Genomic DNA, 17,293 nt, shown 5'->3' with positions numbered 1-17,293 from the left:
ATCAACCAACAACCATTAACAAAAAATGAATGCAACGAAAAACAATATCGGGAACAATTCAACCACCCGAAGAAAAAAAAACAAGGCAACTGTACCGACAGTTGAGAGAATATGCAGAGTGGATAAAGCAGATGAAAGACAGCTCGGAAATACAGAAAGACCAACGGAAATCCGTTCCGATCTCTCAACTTCCAATGCTTTTCTGAGAATCTGCTTTATGCCGAGATTAAAGGAGAGTGAAATTATAGCAAAACAGAGTAAACGCAGGTCTGCTAAAACAGAAAGGGATTTTTATAAGTCCCTTTCTCTATTAGTAAAGCATTATGATATAATCCCGATGCCGACAAAGCATTTTAATTATCCATACAATATCAGCCTTGCTTTGAGAGATATTGAAAAGCAGTTGAAAACCAAGACTGAAAATTGGCAGAGTCTACGGCTAATAGAAAAGGGGAGTGAAACCTACTTTGCAATAGAAGAAAGATGCAATACAGGGGCAACTTTGTTTTATATTCCTGTTGTACCGCTTTATCAATTGTTGCACAATAAGGCATACAGAAAGTCAGCCTCCCTACTTTTATCAGTATGCACTTATCTGAATAGAAATGCAGATGTCCCATATTACAGGCTGGAAGATACTTATCTCTATTATAATTACGAAATGCTCAACGATTGGCTTGAACAGGACGAAGAAATAGAGGATAGTCACAACAGCAAAAAAGAACTTCAACGGGCGGAAATCATAGGAGATATAATGGGACAAAAAATTTCCAACCCTAAGAATCTTCTTTTTTTTGAGCAACGTCTGAAAAGTTTTAGACCGAAGGATAACTTTGATAGAGAATGCCTTCAATTGGCAGAAAAAGCCTTTAAGCTTTATTGTGATTATCCCAATGAAAGCATTTTCAGAAATGCTCACTATAATAATGCAATCAAACCCCAAGATATGGACGAAGATGACCCTTATAATGAGGAAACTGTTGTTGCAATGGATAAATACATTTCCTTTTTTGCCGAGAGCGACGGATTGATTTATGATAATCTTATGAGCTGTGTTAACAACGAGTTCAACGAATATGCTGAAACACAGGAGCCAATAATTTTTAAAACATTTAACGGAAGTGATATAACAGATAAAAACCTTGATTTTGAAAATCAGCTATTTAAGGTCTTGAACGAATTTTGTCGATTGCTTAACTAATAAGTGAACCCACAAATAGATATTCAAATTATAAAAACAAGCTATGAGAAATACAGCCAATACAATTGAAAATGAAGAAATTGACATTACCAATAATTTTGGAACACTCTACCATCCTAAATCAGCACTGGTCTTTTATGAGACAGAAGATTATAATCCCGATGGTTATGTTGAACATTTTGATATTGACCGCAATGGAAATCCCATCAATGCCCATCCTTTGACCGTAAGGGAAGCACAGCGTTTATCGAAAATGCTGAATATCCAAAATAAAAAAGACAAAGATTTTCTAAGACCGAGTGGTGTTATTTCTGAATCTATACTTTTTATAGATACATCGGAAAATGGAAAAGTGGTCTGGTACACAAAAGCACAGGAACGACATTTATTATTTACTGATAAACTTTCGATTCCAAACGGATTAGCATATCTGCCACCTTTAGTATGGTGTGCTAATAAGCAGGGAATGAAAATATTCGCATTGGAGACAAACCAACGCCCAAGTGAGGAAACACCACTTTTCCACGCACCTTTCTTTAATGTTTACGAAAGTGGTAGTGTTTGTATGGGTACAGTCGATGTGAAAATCAAAAGTTCTACATCATTGGAAGAGTTTACGAATAAATGGGAAGACTATTTTTTCAATTCTTATTTCAGCCATTTGGTCAACAACCATAATCCGACAAAAGTCAATTGTGTAAATCTTTGGAAAAATTTAATTCAAAGTAAAGAAGTTTTTCCTACAGATATTCTAATCAATTCAAATCTAACTTTAAAAAATCTACTCTAATGATACAATCTGAAAAACCAAAAGTCCATTTTACCGATGATAACCTTTTAAATCCTACCTATCCTATAATGGTAAACCTCATAGGTGCGGGAGGTACAGGTTCAAAAGTATTGACCGCCTTGATGGAAATGAACCATTCATTGATTGAATTGGGACACGCAGGATTACAGGTACGGTTGTGGGATGATGATATTGTCACCGAAGCGAATCAAGGCAGACAACGTTTTGCAGAATGTGAAGTAGGACGACCAAAGGCAGTTTCACTGATAAATCGGGCAAACCGATGGTCGGGAACGAATTGGAAAGCCGAAGTCAGAAAGTTTGAAAGAGATTCTTTAGGAAGAATTCAAGACAATATGCAGTCCGAAATTTATATGTCGTGTGTTGATAATGTCAAATCACGATTTGAAATTGCTGATATTTTGAATGAATTGAAAGAGGGTAGGAGATTATACAGAAACCAGACTAAATACTGGATGGATTTTGGAAACAATCGATATTCTGGACAGGTTTTGCTTTCTACAGTTGAGAATATAAAACAACCTAATTCTGAAAAATATCAAACAGTGTCGCACCTTCCTTATGTGACGGAAGAATTTGGAGAACTGCTTTTGCAGTCTGAAACCGAAGACGATACACCAAGTTGCAGTTTAGCGGAAGCTTTGGAAAAACAGGATTTGTTTATTAATTCGACATTAGCACAAATGGGATGTTCTCTATTGTGGAACTTGTTTCGCAACGGACTGACTGAAAACAGAGGCTTTTTCCTTAATCTGAAAAATTTCCATTCACAACCCATAAAAATATAAAAAACCGCCTGATGCAAATCGGGCGGCAAAAATGCAATTCCTCTCTATGGTCGGAAACGCATTTTTGCGGAGATCGGAACAACCCTATTTCTAAAACAATTCCAGACTTTGGCTTTGGTTTGTTTTTGAAAAAAGGTTGGAGTTTCATACCTGCGTAAATCAGATACAGGTCATTTGCATAAAATAGGACAATGTCAATCATCAAACCTGCGTAAAATAAATACAGCTGGAGCTCATACCTGCGTAAATCAGATACAGGTCTTCTGCATAAAAAAAAGACAATATTATTCATCGGACCTGCGTAATACGAATATAGCTGGAATCCCTTACCTGCGTAAATTAGGCACAGGTCACCTGCGTAAAATAAGTACAGGTCAAAATCATTACAATTTGATTTACAATACAATAGGTGAATTCTCACTTTACAAGCAGTTACTATTTTTCTTTCATACTTAAAGACTCCACTTCTATAATTTTCCAATAAAAAAATAGAAAAATAAAACTCACTGATTATCAACACTATAAATCACTTTTCAGAACTCTGAAAAATAGTCGGCCTTTTTGAGCAAGATGTGTCTTTGTATATACAAACTTTCCAAGTTTTATATCCAAAGACGATCTTGCCTTTTTTGCAAAAAGGGGAAAAAACTGCGGAACTTGTTTTTTAATGTTTCAGCTAATATTTTGTTTAAGAATAATATTTTCTTTTTAACCATATACTAACCCTAACCAATAAAATTAATACCGGGACTTCCACCAATGGTCCGATTACACCTACAAATGCTTGTGAAGAATGGATGCCAAAAACTGCTATAGAAACAGCAATAGATAATTCAAAATTGTTTCCTGTTGCCGTAAATGCGATAGATGCATTTTTGTCATAAGGCACTTTCAAGGCCTTACTAATGAAAAAACTGATGAAGAATGTGAGAACAAAGTAAATAACTAACGGGATGGCTACTTTAACAACGTCCATTGGTAACTCTAAAATCTTATCTCCCTTCAAACTGAACATCAATACTATAGTAAACAGCAAAGCGTACAATGTTACAGGTGAAATAGCCGGAATGAATTTTCTATTGAACCATTCTTTTCCTTTAAATTTAATCAGGAAGTAACGGCTCAAAAATCCTGCAATAAATGGAATTCCTAAATAAATGAATACACTCTCGGCAACATCTTTCATTGGTACCGCAATGTTAAAATTTCCTAAGCCTAGTTTTTGTGGTAGTACATTTATGAAAAGCCAAACATAAAAACTATAAAACACCAATTGGAAAATACTGTTTAATGCGATCAGCAGAGCTGCGTACTCCCGATTACCTTTTGCTAAATCGTTCCATACAATTACCATTGCAATACATCTTGCTAGACCGATCAAAATTAGACCAATCATATAGTCTGGCTCATCCCGTAGAAAAATGATAGCTAATACAAACATTAAAATAGGGCTGATAATCCAATTTAGTAGTAATGATACCGACATTACTTTTTTGTCTTTAAAAGCCATTGGTAATAGAGTATAATCCACTTTTGCCAAAGGTGGATACATCATCAAAATCAAGCCTATTGCTAAGGGAATATTAGTCGTGCCAACAGACAAAGAATTTGTGACAGTAGAAATATCAGGAAAGAAATATCCTAACCCAACGCCCAAAAGCATTGCTAAAAAAATCCATAGGGTAAGAAAGCGGTCGAGGAATTTTAGTTTTGGTTGCATCGTCTAATTATTGAGTTGAGCGTACTTTTCCGCTGTTAATAAATTTTCAGTTTCTCTTAGGTCTTCAATTTCAATTTTCACCATCCAGCCATTATCAAATGGATTAGAATTTACAAGCGTTGGCTCTTTTAAAAGTTGCTCATTAGTTTCAATAATTTTTCATGAAAGAGGCATAAATAGGTCGCTGACGGTTTTAATTGCTTCTACAGAACCAAATACTTCGTCTTGTTTGAAATTATGATTAACATTCGGTAAGTCAACATATACGATTTCTCCCAATTCCTTTTGAGCAAATGCTGTAATACCGACAGTTGCAGTTTTATTGTCGATTCGCACCCAAGTGTGTTCTTTAGAATAATGTAGATCTTTTGGAAGTTCCATTTTTTTTTAGATTTTAAAGATTAATAACCACGTCTTAGATTTTCTGCGTACTCATTCGGAAGCGGACTGTCTTCTACTGCTTTTGCTGCCTTTTCAAAGTCATAATCGAAGCGGATAAATTCCACACTGATGCTTTCTTTGTCTAAAACAGAACTGTTCTCATTAATTGTCAACATCACGTAACCGCCTCTGATATCATTGTCTTTCGGCTTCCCAACGGAACCGATATTTACTGCGTGACGAAAATGATCTTGTCCGTCAATACCCGAATTTAAAACCCTGTGATATGGCTTGTGGGTATGTCCGAAACACATAATGTCGGCATCGGCCTGTTCCATAATACGAAGCATACTTTTTTCTTCACGGTCTTCAAAAAGATATTCGTTAATTTTTCTTGGACTACCGTGTACTAAAAGCAGGTTTAGTTTGTCTTCGTTCAATTGAAATTCTACTTTTATATGTGCGGGGAGTGTACGCAAGTAAGCACGTTCTTCATCTTTCATCAAAGAATTGGTAAAAGAAATGGAAATATTTCCGTTGTCCTTCTCAGCGTCTGTTTTGTAGGCACAACCACATTCATTACTCATTCTCCCAATGCCAAAATCGTAGTTGCCTGCAATAGTTGGTATTTTTCTTTTACGGATTTCATTGACCACTTCGTTTGGCCAAATATTGTAACCTACTAAATCTCCCAAACAATAAATGCTATCGGGATTTCTTTTTTCAACATCTGCAAAGAATGCTTCTAATGCAGGGAGATTAGCGTGAATGTCACTGAATAATGCAATTTTCATTTTTATTGATTTTTTTATTGATATTATTTTAACAACATCCGCCACCTGGTGTGCAAGAATTGCCATTATTTGCGCTAAGGTTAGATAAGTTTTTCTTTTCTTTTTCTGTCGGAATTCCGCAAGCGTCCTGAGCTAAACAAGCTGTTGTCTTGCTTTTTAAAACAAATGTTTCTCCGTTAAATTCTAAATCATATTTCCCGATAGTATCACTTTGATATTCAACTTCAATATCAAAATCCTCGATTCCTAATTTATCTTCAGAAAGTTTGATAATGGTGAGCAACTTGTTAGGCTTCAAACGATGTTCAAAATCGTCCGCATTCCATAGCTGAAAATTCACAACCTTCTCTGAACGGATGACACCGCCACAATCAATAAAATTTTTGTTAATCATTCCTACTTCTGTAACGTGAAAATGTTCAGGAACAAAAGCACCATTCTCTAATTGGAATTCAACATTTTCTAATGTTGGTAAAATTTGTTTTACTTCTGATAATTTCATAATTGAATCTTTATAGTTTAAATGCAATATTGCGATATATTTTGATAAAAAAATGCTAACAGCATTTTAATTTGGTAACACTTTGTACTATTGCGGAAAAATAAGTGTTTAAAATTTCGATAGTCTTTTCGTCTATGCAATAGCAGATAGCGTTTCCGGAAATGTTTCCTTTTATAATCCTTGCATTTTTCAGTTCTTTCAAATGCTGAGAAACGGTTGGTTGAGCTAATGGCAATTCGTTCACAATATCACCACAGATGCACTCATTGACTTTCATTAAATACTCAATAATTGCTATTCGTGCGGGATGTCCTAATGCTTTTGCGATTGTTGCAATTTGATTTTGTTGATCTGTAAAATGTTCTGTCTTAGTAGCTCCCATAATTCCAAAAATATTATATCGCAATATTACGATTATATTTTGATTACAAAAAATCATTTTTTTTCTTCACTCGCTTGTAAGATAGTTATTACTAAAAGTAAAACATAAATTAAAATTTAATACTTTTGTAAAGTGAAAGTTTTAAGACTCATATTGACATTCTATTTCATCGCACTGCTTATCATTCCTTGCAGTGATGTTGAAACGTCGCGTGTTGTAGGTCATCATAGCGAGATTTCCATAAGTACCGAGAATTCCCAGTCGAGTAGTAATGATGGTACTTGTTCTCCTTTTTGCATGTGCAACTGTAGCCATGTAAGTGTTATTGCATTTAAGGTAGAACCTTTGCTAGAAATTCCTTTGCAGGTTCAATTCTATTTTTCCAAAAAAATTCTTTTTCACAAGAATAATATTGCCTATCAGGTTTACGACCACATTTGGCAACCTCCCAAAATTTAATTTTTTACCGATTTTTTGAAAGACTCTGTAGTTAATGCATTGTCTTCAATATTATATTTGCTGTTTTCTAGTGATATTCAGACAGATTGTGCTCATTATTCAATAGCAATTTCTAAAAAAAATTAAATTAAATTTCTGTGTTAGATAAAATCATAAAATTTAGCATCAAGAACAAGATTGTCATTGGTGCAATGACCTTGTTGTTGATAATATGGGGCTCGTGGAGTGCAACGAGATTACCCATTGATGCTGTACCGGATATTACCAACAATCAGGTTCAGATCATTACTGTTTGTCCCACGTTGGCAGGACAGGAAGTAGAGCAGTTGGTTACGTTCCCAATTGAACAGAGCATTACCAATATTCCCGATATCGAAGAAACCCGCAGTATTTCAAGATTCGGACTATCGGTTATTACTGTTGTTTTTCAGGAAAATGTTGATGTTTATTTTGCACGTCAACTAATCAGCGAAAAATTGAAGGAAGCTTCCGAAGAAATTCCAAAAGGGGTTGGCTCGCCTGAACTTGCTCCGGTGAGTACGGGCTTAGGAGATATCTATCAATATATTCTTCGCCCGAAGAAAGGAAGTGAAAAAAAATACACGTCCAAAGAACTGCGCACAATGCAAGACTGGATCGTAAGAAGGCAATTGAACGGAACTCCCGGTGTTGCGGAAGTCAATAGTTTTGGCGGAGAGCTGAAACAGTATGAAGTTGCTGTTGATCCCAACCGTCTCAGGGCGATGGGAGTTAGCATTACAGAACTTTTTACGGCATTAGAAAAGAATAATCAAAATACAGGAGGGGCTTACATTGATAAAAAGCCTAATGCCTATTTTATCCGTGGCATAGGTGTCGTAACTTCTCTCGAGGATATTAAAAATATAGCAGTCAAGAATGACAAAGGAAATGTCCCTATTTTCATTAAGGATGTAGCTGATGTTCGTATTGGAAGTGCAGTTCGTTACGGAGCTATGACATACAATGGTAATGTAGATGCTGTTGGTGGCATTGTAATGATGCTAAAAGGCTCCAACAGCAATGAAGTTGTAAATCTGATTAAGGATAAAATTCCTACGATCCAAAAATCTTTGCCGGATGATATTGTAATAGAACCATTTTTGGACAGGACAAATCTTGTTGGAAGAGCAATCAGCACAGTGGAAAAGAACCTGATTGAAGGTGCATTGATTGTTATTTTTGTTTTGGTCGTATTTTTAGGAAATCTAAGAGCGGGATTGATCGTTGCATCAGCGATTCCGTTATCGCTCCTTTTTGCATTAGGGATGATGAATGTTTTTGGGGTCAGTGCCAATTTGATGAGTTTAGGCGCAATCGACTTCGGATTGATTGTCGATGGAGCTGTCATCATTGTGGAAGCAACACTTCACCATTTAGGATTACGGAAATCTACTCAAAAACTGACGCAAACTGAAATGGATGAAGAAGTTTTTCTTTCTGCTTCAAAAATCAGAAATAGTGCGGCATTTGGCGAGATCATCATTCTGATCGTTTACATTCCTATTTTAACTTTGGTCGGTGTTGAAGGGAAAATGTTTACACCGATGGCAAAAACAGTAGGGTTTGCTATTTTGGGAGCTTTGATCCTATCGCTGACTTATATCCCGATGATGAGCGCATTATTTTTATCAAAAAAAATATCACGAAAGGAAACTTTTTCAGATAAGCTGATGAATAAACTACAGGGTGTCTATCAGCCATTACTAAAAAGAGCTATCAAAATCAAGGGTATAATTGTTTCCGTTACGGTACTTTTATTTGCAGTGAGCCTATTTTTATTCAGTCGAATGGGTGGCGAATTTATCCCACAGTTACAGGAAGGCGATTTTGCTTTTCATTGCATCTTGCCTCAAGGAAGCTCCCTGTCGCAAAGCATTGAGACTTCAATGCAGGCTTCTAGAATTATCAAAAAATTTGATGAGGTAAAAATGGTGGTGGGAAAAACAGGGGCTGCCGAAGTACCTACCGACCCAATGCCTTTTGAAGCTACAGATCTGATCATTGTTTTAAAGCCACAAAAAGAATGGAAAAGTGATAAATCTTATGATGAATTAGCGGACGAAATTTCAGAACAACTAGAATTGATTCCCGGTGTATTTTTCGAGAAAAACCAGCCTATACAAATGCGCTTTAATGAGCTGATGACTGGAATCCGTCAGGATGTGGCGGTGAAAATCTTTGGTGAAAATTTGGATTCCCTTGCAATTTACGCAGATAAGGTTGGCAAAGTCATTCAATTTGTTGATGGGGTTACTGCTCCACAAATTGAACGCATCAGCGGGCTGCCACAGATCAATGTAGAGTACGACCGTACAAGAATGGCAAACTATGGATTAAGTATTGAGGATGTTAACAATACTTTAAGTACAGCTTTTGCAGGAAAATCTGCTGGTCAGGTTTTTGAGAACGAAAGACGTTTTGATCTGGTAGTCAGACTCGACAGTCTTCACCGAACCAATATCGATGATGTCAATAATCTGATGATATCCACCAATACAGGAAACCAGATCCCACTTTCTCAAGTGGCTAATATCGGCTATAAACTCGGCCCGGCACAGATCAGTCGAGAAGAAGGGAAACGAAGAATAGTTGTAGGTTTTAATGTCAAAGGTCGGGATGTAGAAAGTGTAGTCGATGATATTCAAAGCAGACTTGAACAACAAATAAAGCTGCCCTCAGGATATTATTTCACCTACGGCGGACAGTTTGAGAATCTGCAGGCTGCAAGCAAGAGACTGCTGATTGCTGTTCCTGTGTCTTTACTTCTGATTTTTTTCTTACTGTATTTTACATTCCGCTCTTTCAAACAGGCTGCATTGATTTTCACGGCCATTCCAATGAGTGCCATCGGCGGGATCTTCGCTTTATTGATCAGAGATATGCCATTCAGTATCAGTGCCGGAATAGGTTTTATCGCATTGTTTGGCGTTGCTGTTCTCAACGGAATTGTCCTCATAGGAACATTTAATCAGCTGGAAAAAGAGGGCGAAACAAATCTTATGAAACGTGTCGTAGAAGGTACTAAAACTAGACTTCGGCCAGTTCTGATGACCGCAACAGTGGCTTCATTAGGATTTCTTCCAATGGCAATTTCGACAGGAGCTGGAGCAGAAGTTCAGAAACCTTTGGCAACGGTGGTAATAGGTGGCTTGATCACTGCGACGTTTCTAACGCTATTTGTTCTACCGATTCTTTACATCATTTTCAACAGTAACTTCAGAATTAAAAATATGAAGATGAAATCTTTGACAACAATTATCGTGTTAGGATTTCTACTTGTCGGACAAACATTGAATGCTCAAACAACAAAAACACTTTCTGTGGAACAGGCTACAGAAATGGCATTGAGCAATAGTTATTCAATAAAAACGAAAGAATTGGATATTAAAGTTTCCGAGGCCTTGAAACCGACCGCTAATGAACTTCCAAAAATGAATTTCAATGCACAGTTAGGTCAATACAACAGTCCGAAGTTCGATCAGTCGTTTTCCATTTCGCAGAGCATCCCATTTCCGACTTTGTTTAAAGCCAGAAAAGACCTGATTGCAGAAGAGATTAAAGCTAAACAGATCAGTAAAGACATCACCGCCAACGAAGTTGCAAGGCAGGTCAGAACTTATTTTTACCAGATTGAATATCTGCACTACAACCAGACCAAACTGATGAAGCTCGACAGCCTTTATCAGGATTTTATCAGGATAGCCACTGTCAGATTCAATGCAGGTGACATCAAAAAAATTGAAATCAGTACAGCAGAAACTCAGAAAGGGGAGATCGGTCTATTGCTAAATCAGAATAAAATTTATCTTGATAATGCATACAAAAATCTGAAAGCACTATTAAATACAGACGATGATATAAAGGTTTTGTTTAAAGAAAATTATGAACCGATGAAAGCGGAATATGTTCTTGACAGTACAGCGATTTCCAGCCATCCAACCGTCAAAGCATTTTATCAGGAAATGGAAATTGCCGATAAAAATAAAAACGTAGAGCTATCGCAGGGCTTACCTGAGTTCAGTTTGGGTTACACGAACCAGTCGATCATAGGTTTTCATACACTCAATGGGCAGGAAAAATATTTTGATGCAGGAAAGCGATTTCACATTGCCAATCTTGGAATTTCAATTCCTTTGACTTTTGGAGCGACGAAAGCGAGAATCCAGTCTTTGGATTATCAGAGGCAAATGGCAGAATCGAACGCAAAACTCCAGCAAAGGCAATTGACAGTTCAACTTGAGAATGCCTTAGAGCAATATAAGCAGGATGTGCAGCAATATGAATATTATGTAGGTAAGGCTATTCCAAATGCAGAAAAAATTGTAAAAGCAGGTCAGCTCGGTTACAAAACCGGAGAAATCTCCTACGTCGAATATCTTTTCGCTCTGCAGACTGCAACCAATATTCAGCTAAAGTATCTGGAATCCATTCAACAGGTCAATCAGTCTGTAGTCATCATTAACTCTTTAATCAATAAATAATATGAAAAAAAATATCATCTATACTGCTTTCGTTTTTGTTATTCTTATGAGCTGTGGAAAGAAGGAGGCCAACACAGAATCGGAAAGCGAAATCAAAACTGAGCAGGCAGAAGAACACGGTGATGAGGTTCCACAGACCATAGCAAGCCTGTCTGAAGAACAGATTAAAGCGGTTGGCATCAATCTAGGAAAGATTGAGATGAAGGAATTGACTTCTACCATCAAAGCCAATGGAGCACTTAGAGTTCCGAACAATAATAAAGCGACCGTCACATCAATGTATGGTGGGATTATTAAAACTTTGAATGTACAGATCGGGGATTTTGTAAGAAGAGGACAGGTAATTGCCTCCATTTCAAATCCGGAATACATTCAGTTGCAAGAGCAATACCTGACCGTGAAAAGCAGGATTGCATTTGCAGAACAGGAATACAGGAGACAAAAGGAATTATTTGATAATGATGCCGGCGCAAAGAAGAACCTTCAGAGTTCAGATGCTGAGCTGAAAACCCTGAGAACACAAAGATCATCTTTGCAGAGACAGCTTCAAATTATGGGCATCAATCCCGCAAATGTCAATAATGGAAATTTGCGATCCGGTTTAGTGATCACGTCACCAATCAGTGGAACGATAAGTACTATTTCTGCACAAATTGGAAGTTACGTTGACATCTCATCGCCCGTTGCGGAAATTATAGATAATGGTTCCCTGCATCTTGATTTGCAGGTTTTTGAAAAGGATCTGCCAAAAATGAAAGTGGGACAAATCGTTCATTTTAAATTAACAAATAATCCTGAAACCGAGTACGATGCCAAAATCTACAGCATTGGTTCATCCTTTGAAAACGACAGCAAAACAATCTCAGTACACTGTTCTGTAACGGGAAACAAATCAGGATTGATCGACGGAATGAATATCACAGGAATCGTAAGTCTCGATAAAAGTACCACGCCTGCGGTTCCCAATGAAGCTATTGTAGAAGCGGACAGCAAATATTTCATTTTTATCAAAACAGATAAAAAGGCTGAAGAGCATCAAGAAGAGGGAGAAGATGAACATTTAAATGAAAAGAAAATATCTAACAAAGAAGAAAAAATGACTAATTTCGAAAAGATAGAAGTTGTGAAAGGTTCTTCTGATATGGGTTACACGGCGATTACAGCTGTCAATGAAATTCCGGCAAATGCTGAAATAGTAGTAAAAGGCGCATTTTTTGTCAATGCTAAACTGAGTAATTCAGGTGAACACGAAGATTAAATTTTTAAAATAACTGTAATGGAACACAAACATATTTACGACGAGGAAGGAAACCAGCTTTGTTGTACAGCGCAGGAAGGCAAAATTTACAAAGACGCAGGTGCCAAAAAATTGCTTAATAACGATAGCTGCTGCTCTACAGAGAATAATAAATCTGAAACGCACAGTGACGATGATGGACACGACCATAACGATGGTGAGAAAAATACATTTCAAATGTTTTTACCAGCAATTGTTTCTCTGGTTATACTTTTGATAGGGATCGTACTGGATAACTTTTTTCCGCAGGAGTGGTTTAAAGGCTGGGTACGGATCGTATGGTATGCGGTGGCTTATTTGCCTGTGGGTCTACCCGTTCTAAAAGAAGCGTATGAAAGCATTGCCAAAGGTGACGTTTTTTCGGAATTTTTTCTAATGGGCATTGCTACTATAGGCGCATTTGCAATCGGAGAATATCCGGAAGGGGTTGCTGTTATGTTATTCTACAGTGTAGGAGAGGTTTTCCAGACACTTGCTGTTTCGAGAGCAAAGAATAATATCAAAGCATTGTTGGATCAGCGTCCTGATGAAGTGACCATTCTGGAAGGTAACCAATCAAAGACCATCCCTGCTAAACAGGCGAAAATTGGGGATATTGTACAGCTAAAATCAGGAGAGAAGCTGGCTCTGGACGGAGAGTTGGTAAGTGAATCCGCATCGTTCAATACTGCTGCATTAACGGGTGAGAGTAAGCCTGATACCAAAAACAAAGGTGAGAGCGTGCTTGCCGGAATGATCAATCTACAGACTATTGCTCAGGTAAAAGTGACAACTGCTTACGAAAACAGTAAGTTGAGCAAAATTCTGGAATTGGTACAAAATGCGACGACTCAGAAGGCACCTACCGAACTTTTTATCCGAAAATTCGCAAGGATTTATACACCCATTGTCGTTGGACTCGCAGTACTGATATGCCTACTACCATATCTGTTCTTGGAAAATTATGTTTTCCGTGACTGGCTTTACAGAGCATTAGTGTTCTTAGTTATCTCTTGTCCTTGCGCTTTGGTTATTAGCATTCCTCTAGGTTATTTCGGCGGAATTGGCGCAGCTTCAAAGAACGGTATACTGTTTAAAGGAAGTAATTTTTTAGACATTATCGCCAATATTAAAAATGTGGTAATGGACAAGACCGGAACAATGACCGAGGGCGTCTTTAAAGTTCAGGAAGTTACGTTAAAATCTGAATTTAATAAAGATGAAATTCTGAAGATGGTAAATGCTTTAGAAAGCAAAAGTACCCATCCGGTCGCTACGGCAATCCATCAATATGTCGGCGAAATCGACCATTCTATACAATTAGAAAATACAGAAGAAATTGCTGGGCACGGATTGAAAGCCAGTATCAACGGAAAAGATTTGCTTGTGGGAAATTTTAAATTGATGGATAAATTCAATATCAAATATGATCTTGACCCTAAGCAGATCGTTTATACAATAATTGCAATCGCATATGACGGAAAATTTGCAGGCTACATTACTATTGCAGACAGTATAAAAGCCGATGCACAGCTGAGCATTGATAAACTTAAAGCCTTGGGTGTAAAAACAACGATGTTAAGCGGAGACAAGAGCACTGTTGTACAATTTGTTGCAGATCAACTGGGAATAACTAACGCCTTTGGCGACTTGCTACCGGAAGATAAAGTCAACAAAGTTAAAGAGATCAAATCACACAACGAAACAGTTGCCTTTGTTGGAGACGGCGTCAATGACGCTCCGGTTGTTGCCCTGAGCGACGTAGGTATTGCAATGGGCGGATTAGGAAGTGATGCAACCATTGAGACCGCAGATGTAGTCATTCAAGACGATAAGCCAAGCAAAATACCGATGGCAATCAATATTGGAAAGCAAACCCGGAAGATTGTTTGGCAAAATATTTTTCTTGCTTTTGCTGTGAAAGCTATTGTATTGGTTTTGGGAGCTGGTGGATTAGCCACAATGTGGGAAGCAGTTTTTGCAGACGTAGGCGTTGCTTTATTAGCTATATTAAATGCTGTCAGAATCCAGAGGATGAAATTTTAGTAAATATTTTCTTCGAAATTATATCCAGAGAGATTAGATGTAACTGCGAGTAAATTGTAAGTTGCAGAAATATTTTTTTACAGGCAAAAAGGACGTTAGGTTAAAACTAACGTCCTTTCGCTTTAAGTATAAATCATTGATAGTGCAATCCTTTATTTAATTTGCTTAACTATATTATTTCTATTAGTTCCATACTTCCAAAATTTAAGTAGTTTATTGTTTAATAAAGAATTATTAAATTACTCTTATAAAGGAAGAATTTTTAATCAACATTTTTTACATTGTTCTTATCTTGAGCGAATATTCCAGATTAATCTTTTTTATTCTTTTTTAATCTTCTTAAGTTTCCAAACTAATCCAGATTATTCTTATTTAGCCAAAACCCTTTGAATACTATTGTTTTAGAAGGTTTTAACGCCCAATTTTGTCACAGAATTTTTAATCAAAATACTAATGAAAAAATTGAGTCATCTTCTACTGGCATTAATAGTAGTATCAATCCAAGGTCAGGTCGGCATCAATACCCAAAATCCAGAGGCGACTTTAGAAGTGGTAGGAAAACCAAATGATGTCAATCATTATGACGGAATTATTCCTCCACGAATTACAGGAAACCAACTCGCTGCAAAGACATATTCATCTACAAAAAAAGGAACTGTCGTCTTTGTTACATCTCCGGCTACCAATTTATCAGGACAGGTCATTCAAATAACTGAACCCGGATTATATTATTTTGATGGCAATTTGTGGCAAACATTTTCAAAAGAAAAGCAACCCACTGAATATAGAATTCTATTGACATTTGATCATACCAGCACTGCGACTCTTAGTGCAACTTCTACCTGGTCCGCTCCGGTTAATTATAATGGAAATACAAATAATCATTTAACCGCTTCTAAATACTATACCATTGGGACAAAAAATTATGGAGGCTTAAAAGGATCCGTATCATTCAGAAAAGTTAATGGTATCGTCAATGTAAAATTTCAAATATTCAGGTCGACTGATTCAGAACCAATTACTTCAGACGCACTTATAAATATTCCGGATATCTTTAGTGACATAGGGTATATTCCTAACCAGATTGTTTTTTTACATCCTGAGAATTCAACAATGCTTATTCCTGCCTTGCTTGAAAATTTTACCATAAAAATTCCTCAAGCTTCTTTAGGCGCAATATCAACATCATATTATACTTATGGAGAAGTTCAGGGCTACTCAAATTGGATCAGACCCTATCTACAATAGGATGCTAAAATTATAGCAATTAATACAAATTATACACAATTAATACGATTCTTAAGACCAAATGAATTTTAATAAAAAATAGAATGAAAACATTAATTTATTTTTTTCTGCCTTTCATAGCAATAACAATACAGGGACAGATTGGAATTAACACCCAGACGCCGGAGGCGACTTTAGAAGTTGTAGGGAAACCAAATGACACCAATCATTATGACGGGATTATTCCTCCACGGATTACAGGAAACCAACTCGCAGCAAAAACATATTCATCTACGAAAAAAGGAGCTGTCGTGTTTGTAACATCTCCAGCTACTAATTTATCCGGTCAGGTCATTCATATCACAAAGTCCGGATTGTATTATTTTGACGGTGATCTATGGAAGTCATTTATACAAGAAGACCCACTAAATACAGTTGCACTCAAGGGCAACACTTCTACGGTTGAACTTATTGTCAAGAACAGTCTGCATCTTAATTTTGATGAGAAAGAAAATTACATACTGGGCATTTCCAGAAATCCAATCACCGGTGACTACAATTCTATTTTTGCCACCGATTCTAATATAACGTCAGGAAAAGGAAATTCAGCCAGTGCTTACGCAATGTCTCAAGGCGAAATTACTGGCAAGCTCAATTATGGCGCGGGAGTTTCGGCATTGAATGGTATTTCAAACGGTGTGATTTCAGGAAGTAGAAATATTGGAATTGGTCCAGGAGCTATGTCCTACATTACTTCAGGAAATGATAACATATCGATTGGCTATCTGTCAGGAACAGGAAACAGAACAGGAGCTAACAATATTTTCATTGGTATTGGCGCTGGTAGCCCGGCCACCGGAAACAGAAGCGTAAGTAATAAACTAGCTATACATTCAACCCCCGTCACAACAAGTTCAACCAGCTTTTGGGATAGTATCACGAACAATTATACGGATTACAAATTTGCTTTGATTTCGGGGGATTTTTCTGAAAGATGGTTAAATATCAATGGCAAGCTCAGCGTAACACCTTCCCAAATGCCCAATGCAGACGGAGATTTATCCTATACAAAAAAAGTGGTTGCCAAAGCTGATGGATCATTTGGTTTCGCAACAGAAACGGTTCCTAACCCTCCGTCTACCGGAACATATATTCTGAAAAGTGTTAACGGCGTAACAAGTTGGGTAACGCCATAATCATAAAA

At 37.0% G+C, this 17,293-nt stretch carries 13 protein-coding genes and 1 pseudogene; 9 read left to right on the top strand and 5 right to left on the bottom strand.

Features of this window, described 5'->3' with window-relative positions; all coding sequences use genetic code 11:
- Nucleotides 1-25: 25 nt before the first annotated feature.
- The 3 genes from RTX21_RS08410 to RTX21_RS08400 are packed head-to-tail and all read left to right on the top strand — an operon-like array spanning nucleotide 26 to nucleotide 2,800.
- Nucleotides 26-1,201, top strand: a complete 1,176-nt coding sequence (locus RTX21_RS08410; RefSeq protein WP_312766810.1) for a hypothetical protein — start codon at nucleotides 26-28, stop codon at nucleotides 1,199-1,201.
- Between the two features lie 43 nt (nucleotides 1,202-1,244).
- Nucleotides 1,245-1,991: a PRTRC system protein B gene (locus tag RTX21_RS08405; RefSeq protein ID WP_312766809.1), complete on the top strand. Its 747-nt coding sequence runs from the start codon at nucleotides 1,245-1,247 to the stop codon at nucleotides 1,989-1,991.
- A gap of 2 nt (nucleotides 1,992-1,993) precedes the next feature.
- On the top strand, nucleotides 1,994-2,800 hold the full coding sequence (locus RTX21_RS08400) for a PRTRC system ThiF family protein (protein ID WP_066439516.1): 807 nt from the start codon (nucleotides 1,994-1,996) through the stop codon (nucleotides 2,798-2,800).
- 688 nt (nucleotides 2,801-3,488) lie between these two features.
- Here RTX21_RS08400 and arsB read toward each other — a convergent pair.
- The 5 genes and pseudogenes from arsB to RTX21_RS08375 form a co-directional block, all read right to left on the bottom strand.
- Nucleotides 3,489-4,520, bottom strand: a complete 1,032-nt coding sequence (gene arsB / locus RTX21_RS08395; protein WP_116035077.1) for an ACR3 family arsenite efflux transporter — start codon at nucleotides 4,518-4,520, stop codon at nucleotides 3,489-3,491.
- A 3-nt stretch (nucleotides 4,521-4,523) separates the two neighbouring features.
- Nucleotides 4,524-4,901, bottom strand: a pseudogene (gene gcvH, locus RTX21_RS08390) (glycine cleavage system protein GcvH).
- Between the two features lie 20 nt (nucleotides 4,902-4,921).
- The gene (locus RTX21_RS08385; RefSeq protein ID WP_116035075.1) at nucleotides 4,922-5,695 is read right to left on the bottom strand and encodes a metallophosphoesterase; all 774 of its coding nucleotides are present in this window, start codon (nucleotides 5,693-5,695) and stop codon (nucleotides 4,922-4,924) included.
- Nucleotides 5,696-5,723: 28 nt separating this feature from the next.
- Entirely contained in the window at nucleotides 5,724-6,197 is a 474-nt protein-coding gene (locus RTX21_RS08380) for a DUF6428 family protein (protein WP_116035074.1), read from the bottom strand.
- 55 nt (nucleotides 6,198-6,252) lie between these two features.
- Complete coding sequence (locus RTX21_RS08375) at nucleotides 6,253-6,579, bottom strand: helix-turn-helix transcriptional regulator (protein ID WP_168638729.1); 327 nt, start codon at nucleotides 6,577-6,579, stop codon at nucleotides 6,253-6,255.
- Nucleotides 6,580-6,711: 132 nt separating this feature from the next.
- On the opposite strand from RTX21_RS08375, the gene RTX21_RS08370 reads away from it, so the two are divergent.
- From RTX21_RS08370 to RTX21_RS08345, 6 genes are all read left to right on the top strand, one after another.
- Nucleotides 6,712-7,038, top strand: coding sequence for a DUF6660 family protein (locus tag RTX21_RS08370; RefSeq protein ID WP_312766807.1), 327 nt, complete (start codon nucleotides 6,712-6,714; stop codon nucleotides 7,036-7,038).
- Nucleotides 7,039-7,175: 137 nt separating this feature from the next.
- Nucleotides 7,176-11,540: a CusA/CzcA family heavy metal efflux RND transporter gene (locus tag RTX21_RS08365; protein ID WP_312766805.1), complete on the top strand. Its 4,365-nt coding sequence runs from the start codon at nucleotides 7,176-7,178 to the stop codon at nucleotides 11,538-11,540.
- A 1-nt stretch (nucleotide 11,541) separates the two neighbouring features.
- A complete protein-coding gene (locus RTX21_RS08360) occupies nucleotides 11,542-12,798 on the top strand; it encodes an efflux RND transporter periplasmic adaptor subunit (RefSeq protein WP_027379089.1) in 1,257 nt (418 codons plus the stop codon).
- An 18-nt stretch (nucleotides 12,799-12,816) separates the two neighbouring features.
- Nucleotides 12,817-14,862, top strand: a complete 2,046-nt coding sequence (locus tag RTX21_RS08355; RefSeq protein ID WP_066439508.1) for a heavy metal translocating P-type ATPase — start codon at nucleotides 12,817-12,819, stop codon at nucleotides 14,860-14,862.
- Between the two features lie 453 nt (nucleotides 14,863-15,315).
- The gene (locus RTX21_RS08350; RefSeq protein ID WP_185157123.1) at nucleotides 15,316-16,110 is read left to right on the top strand and encodes a hypothetical protein; all 795 of its coding nucleotides are present in this window, start codon (nucleotides 15,316-15,318) and stop codon (nucleotides 16,108-16,110) included.
- 83 nt (nucleotides 16,111-16,193) lie between these two features.
- Complete coding sequence (locus RTX21_RS08345; RefSeq protein WP_312766801.1) at nucleotides 16,194-17,285, top strand: hypothetical protein; 1,092 nt, start codon at nucleotides 16,194-16,196, stop codon at nucleotides 17,283-17,285.
- Nucleotides 17,286-17,293: the final 8 nt, after the last annotated feature.

It is taken from the genome of Epilithonimonas sp., assembly GCF_032054305.1.
GTDB lineage: Bacteria > Bacteroidota > Bacteroidia > Flavobacteriales > Weeksellaceae > Epilithonimonas.
This window is presented reverse-complemented; position numbering and strand designations above follow the sequence as displayed.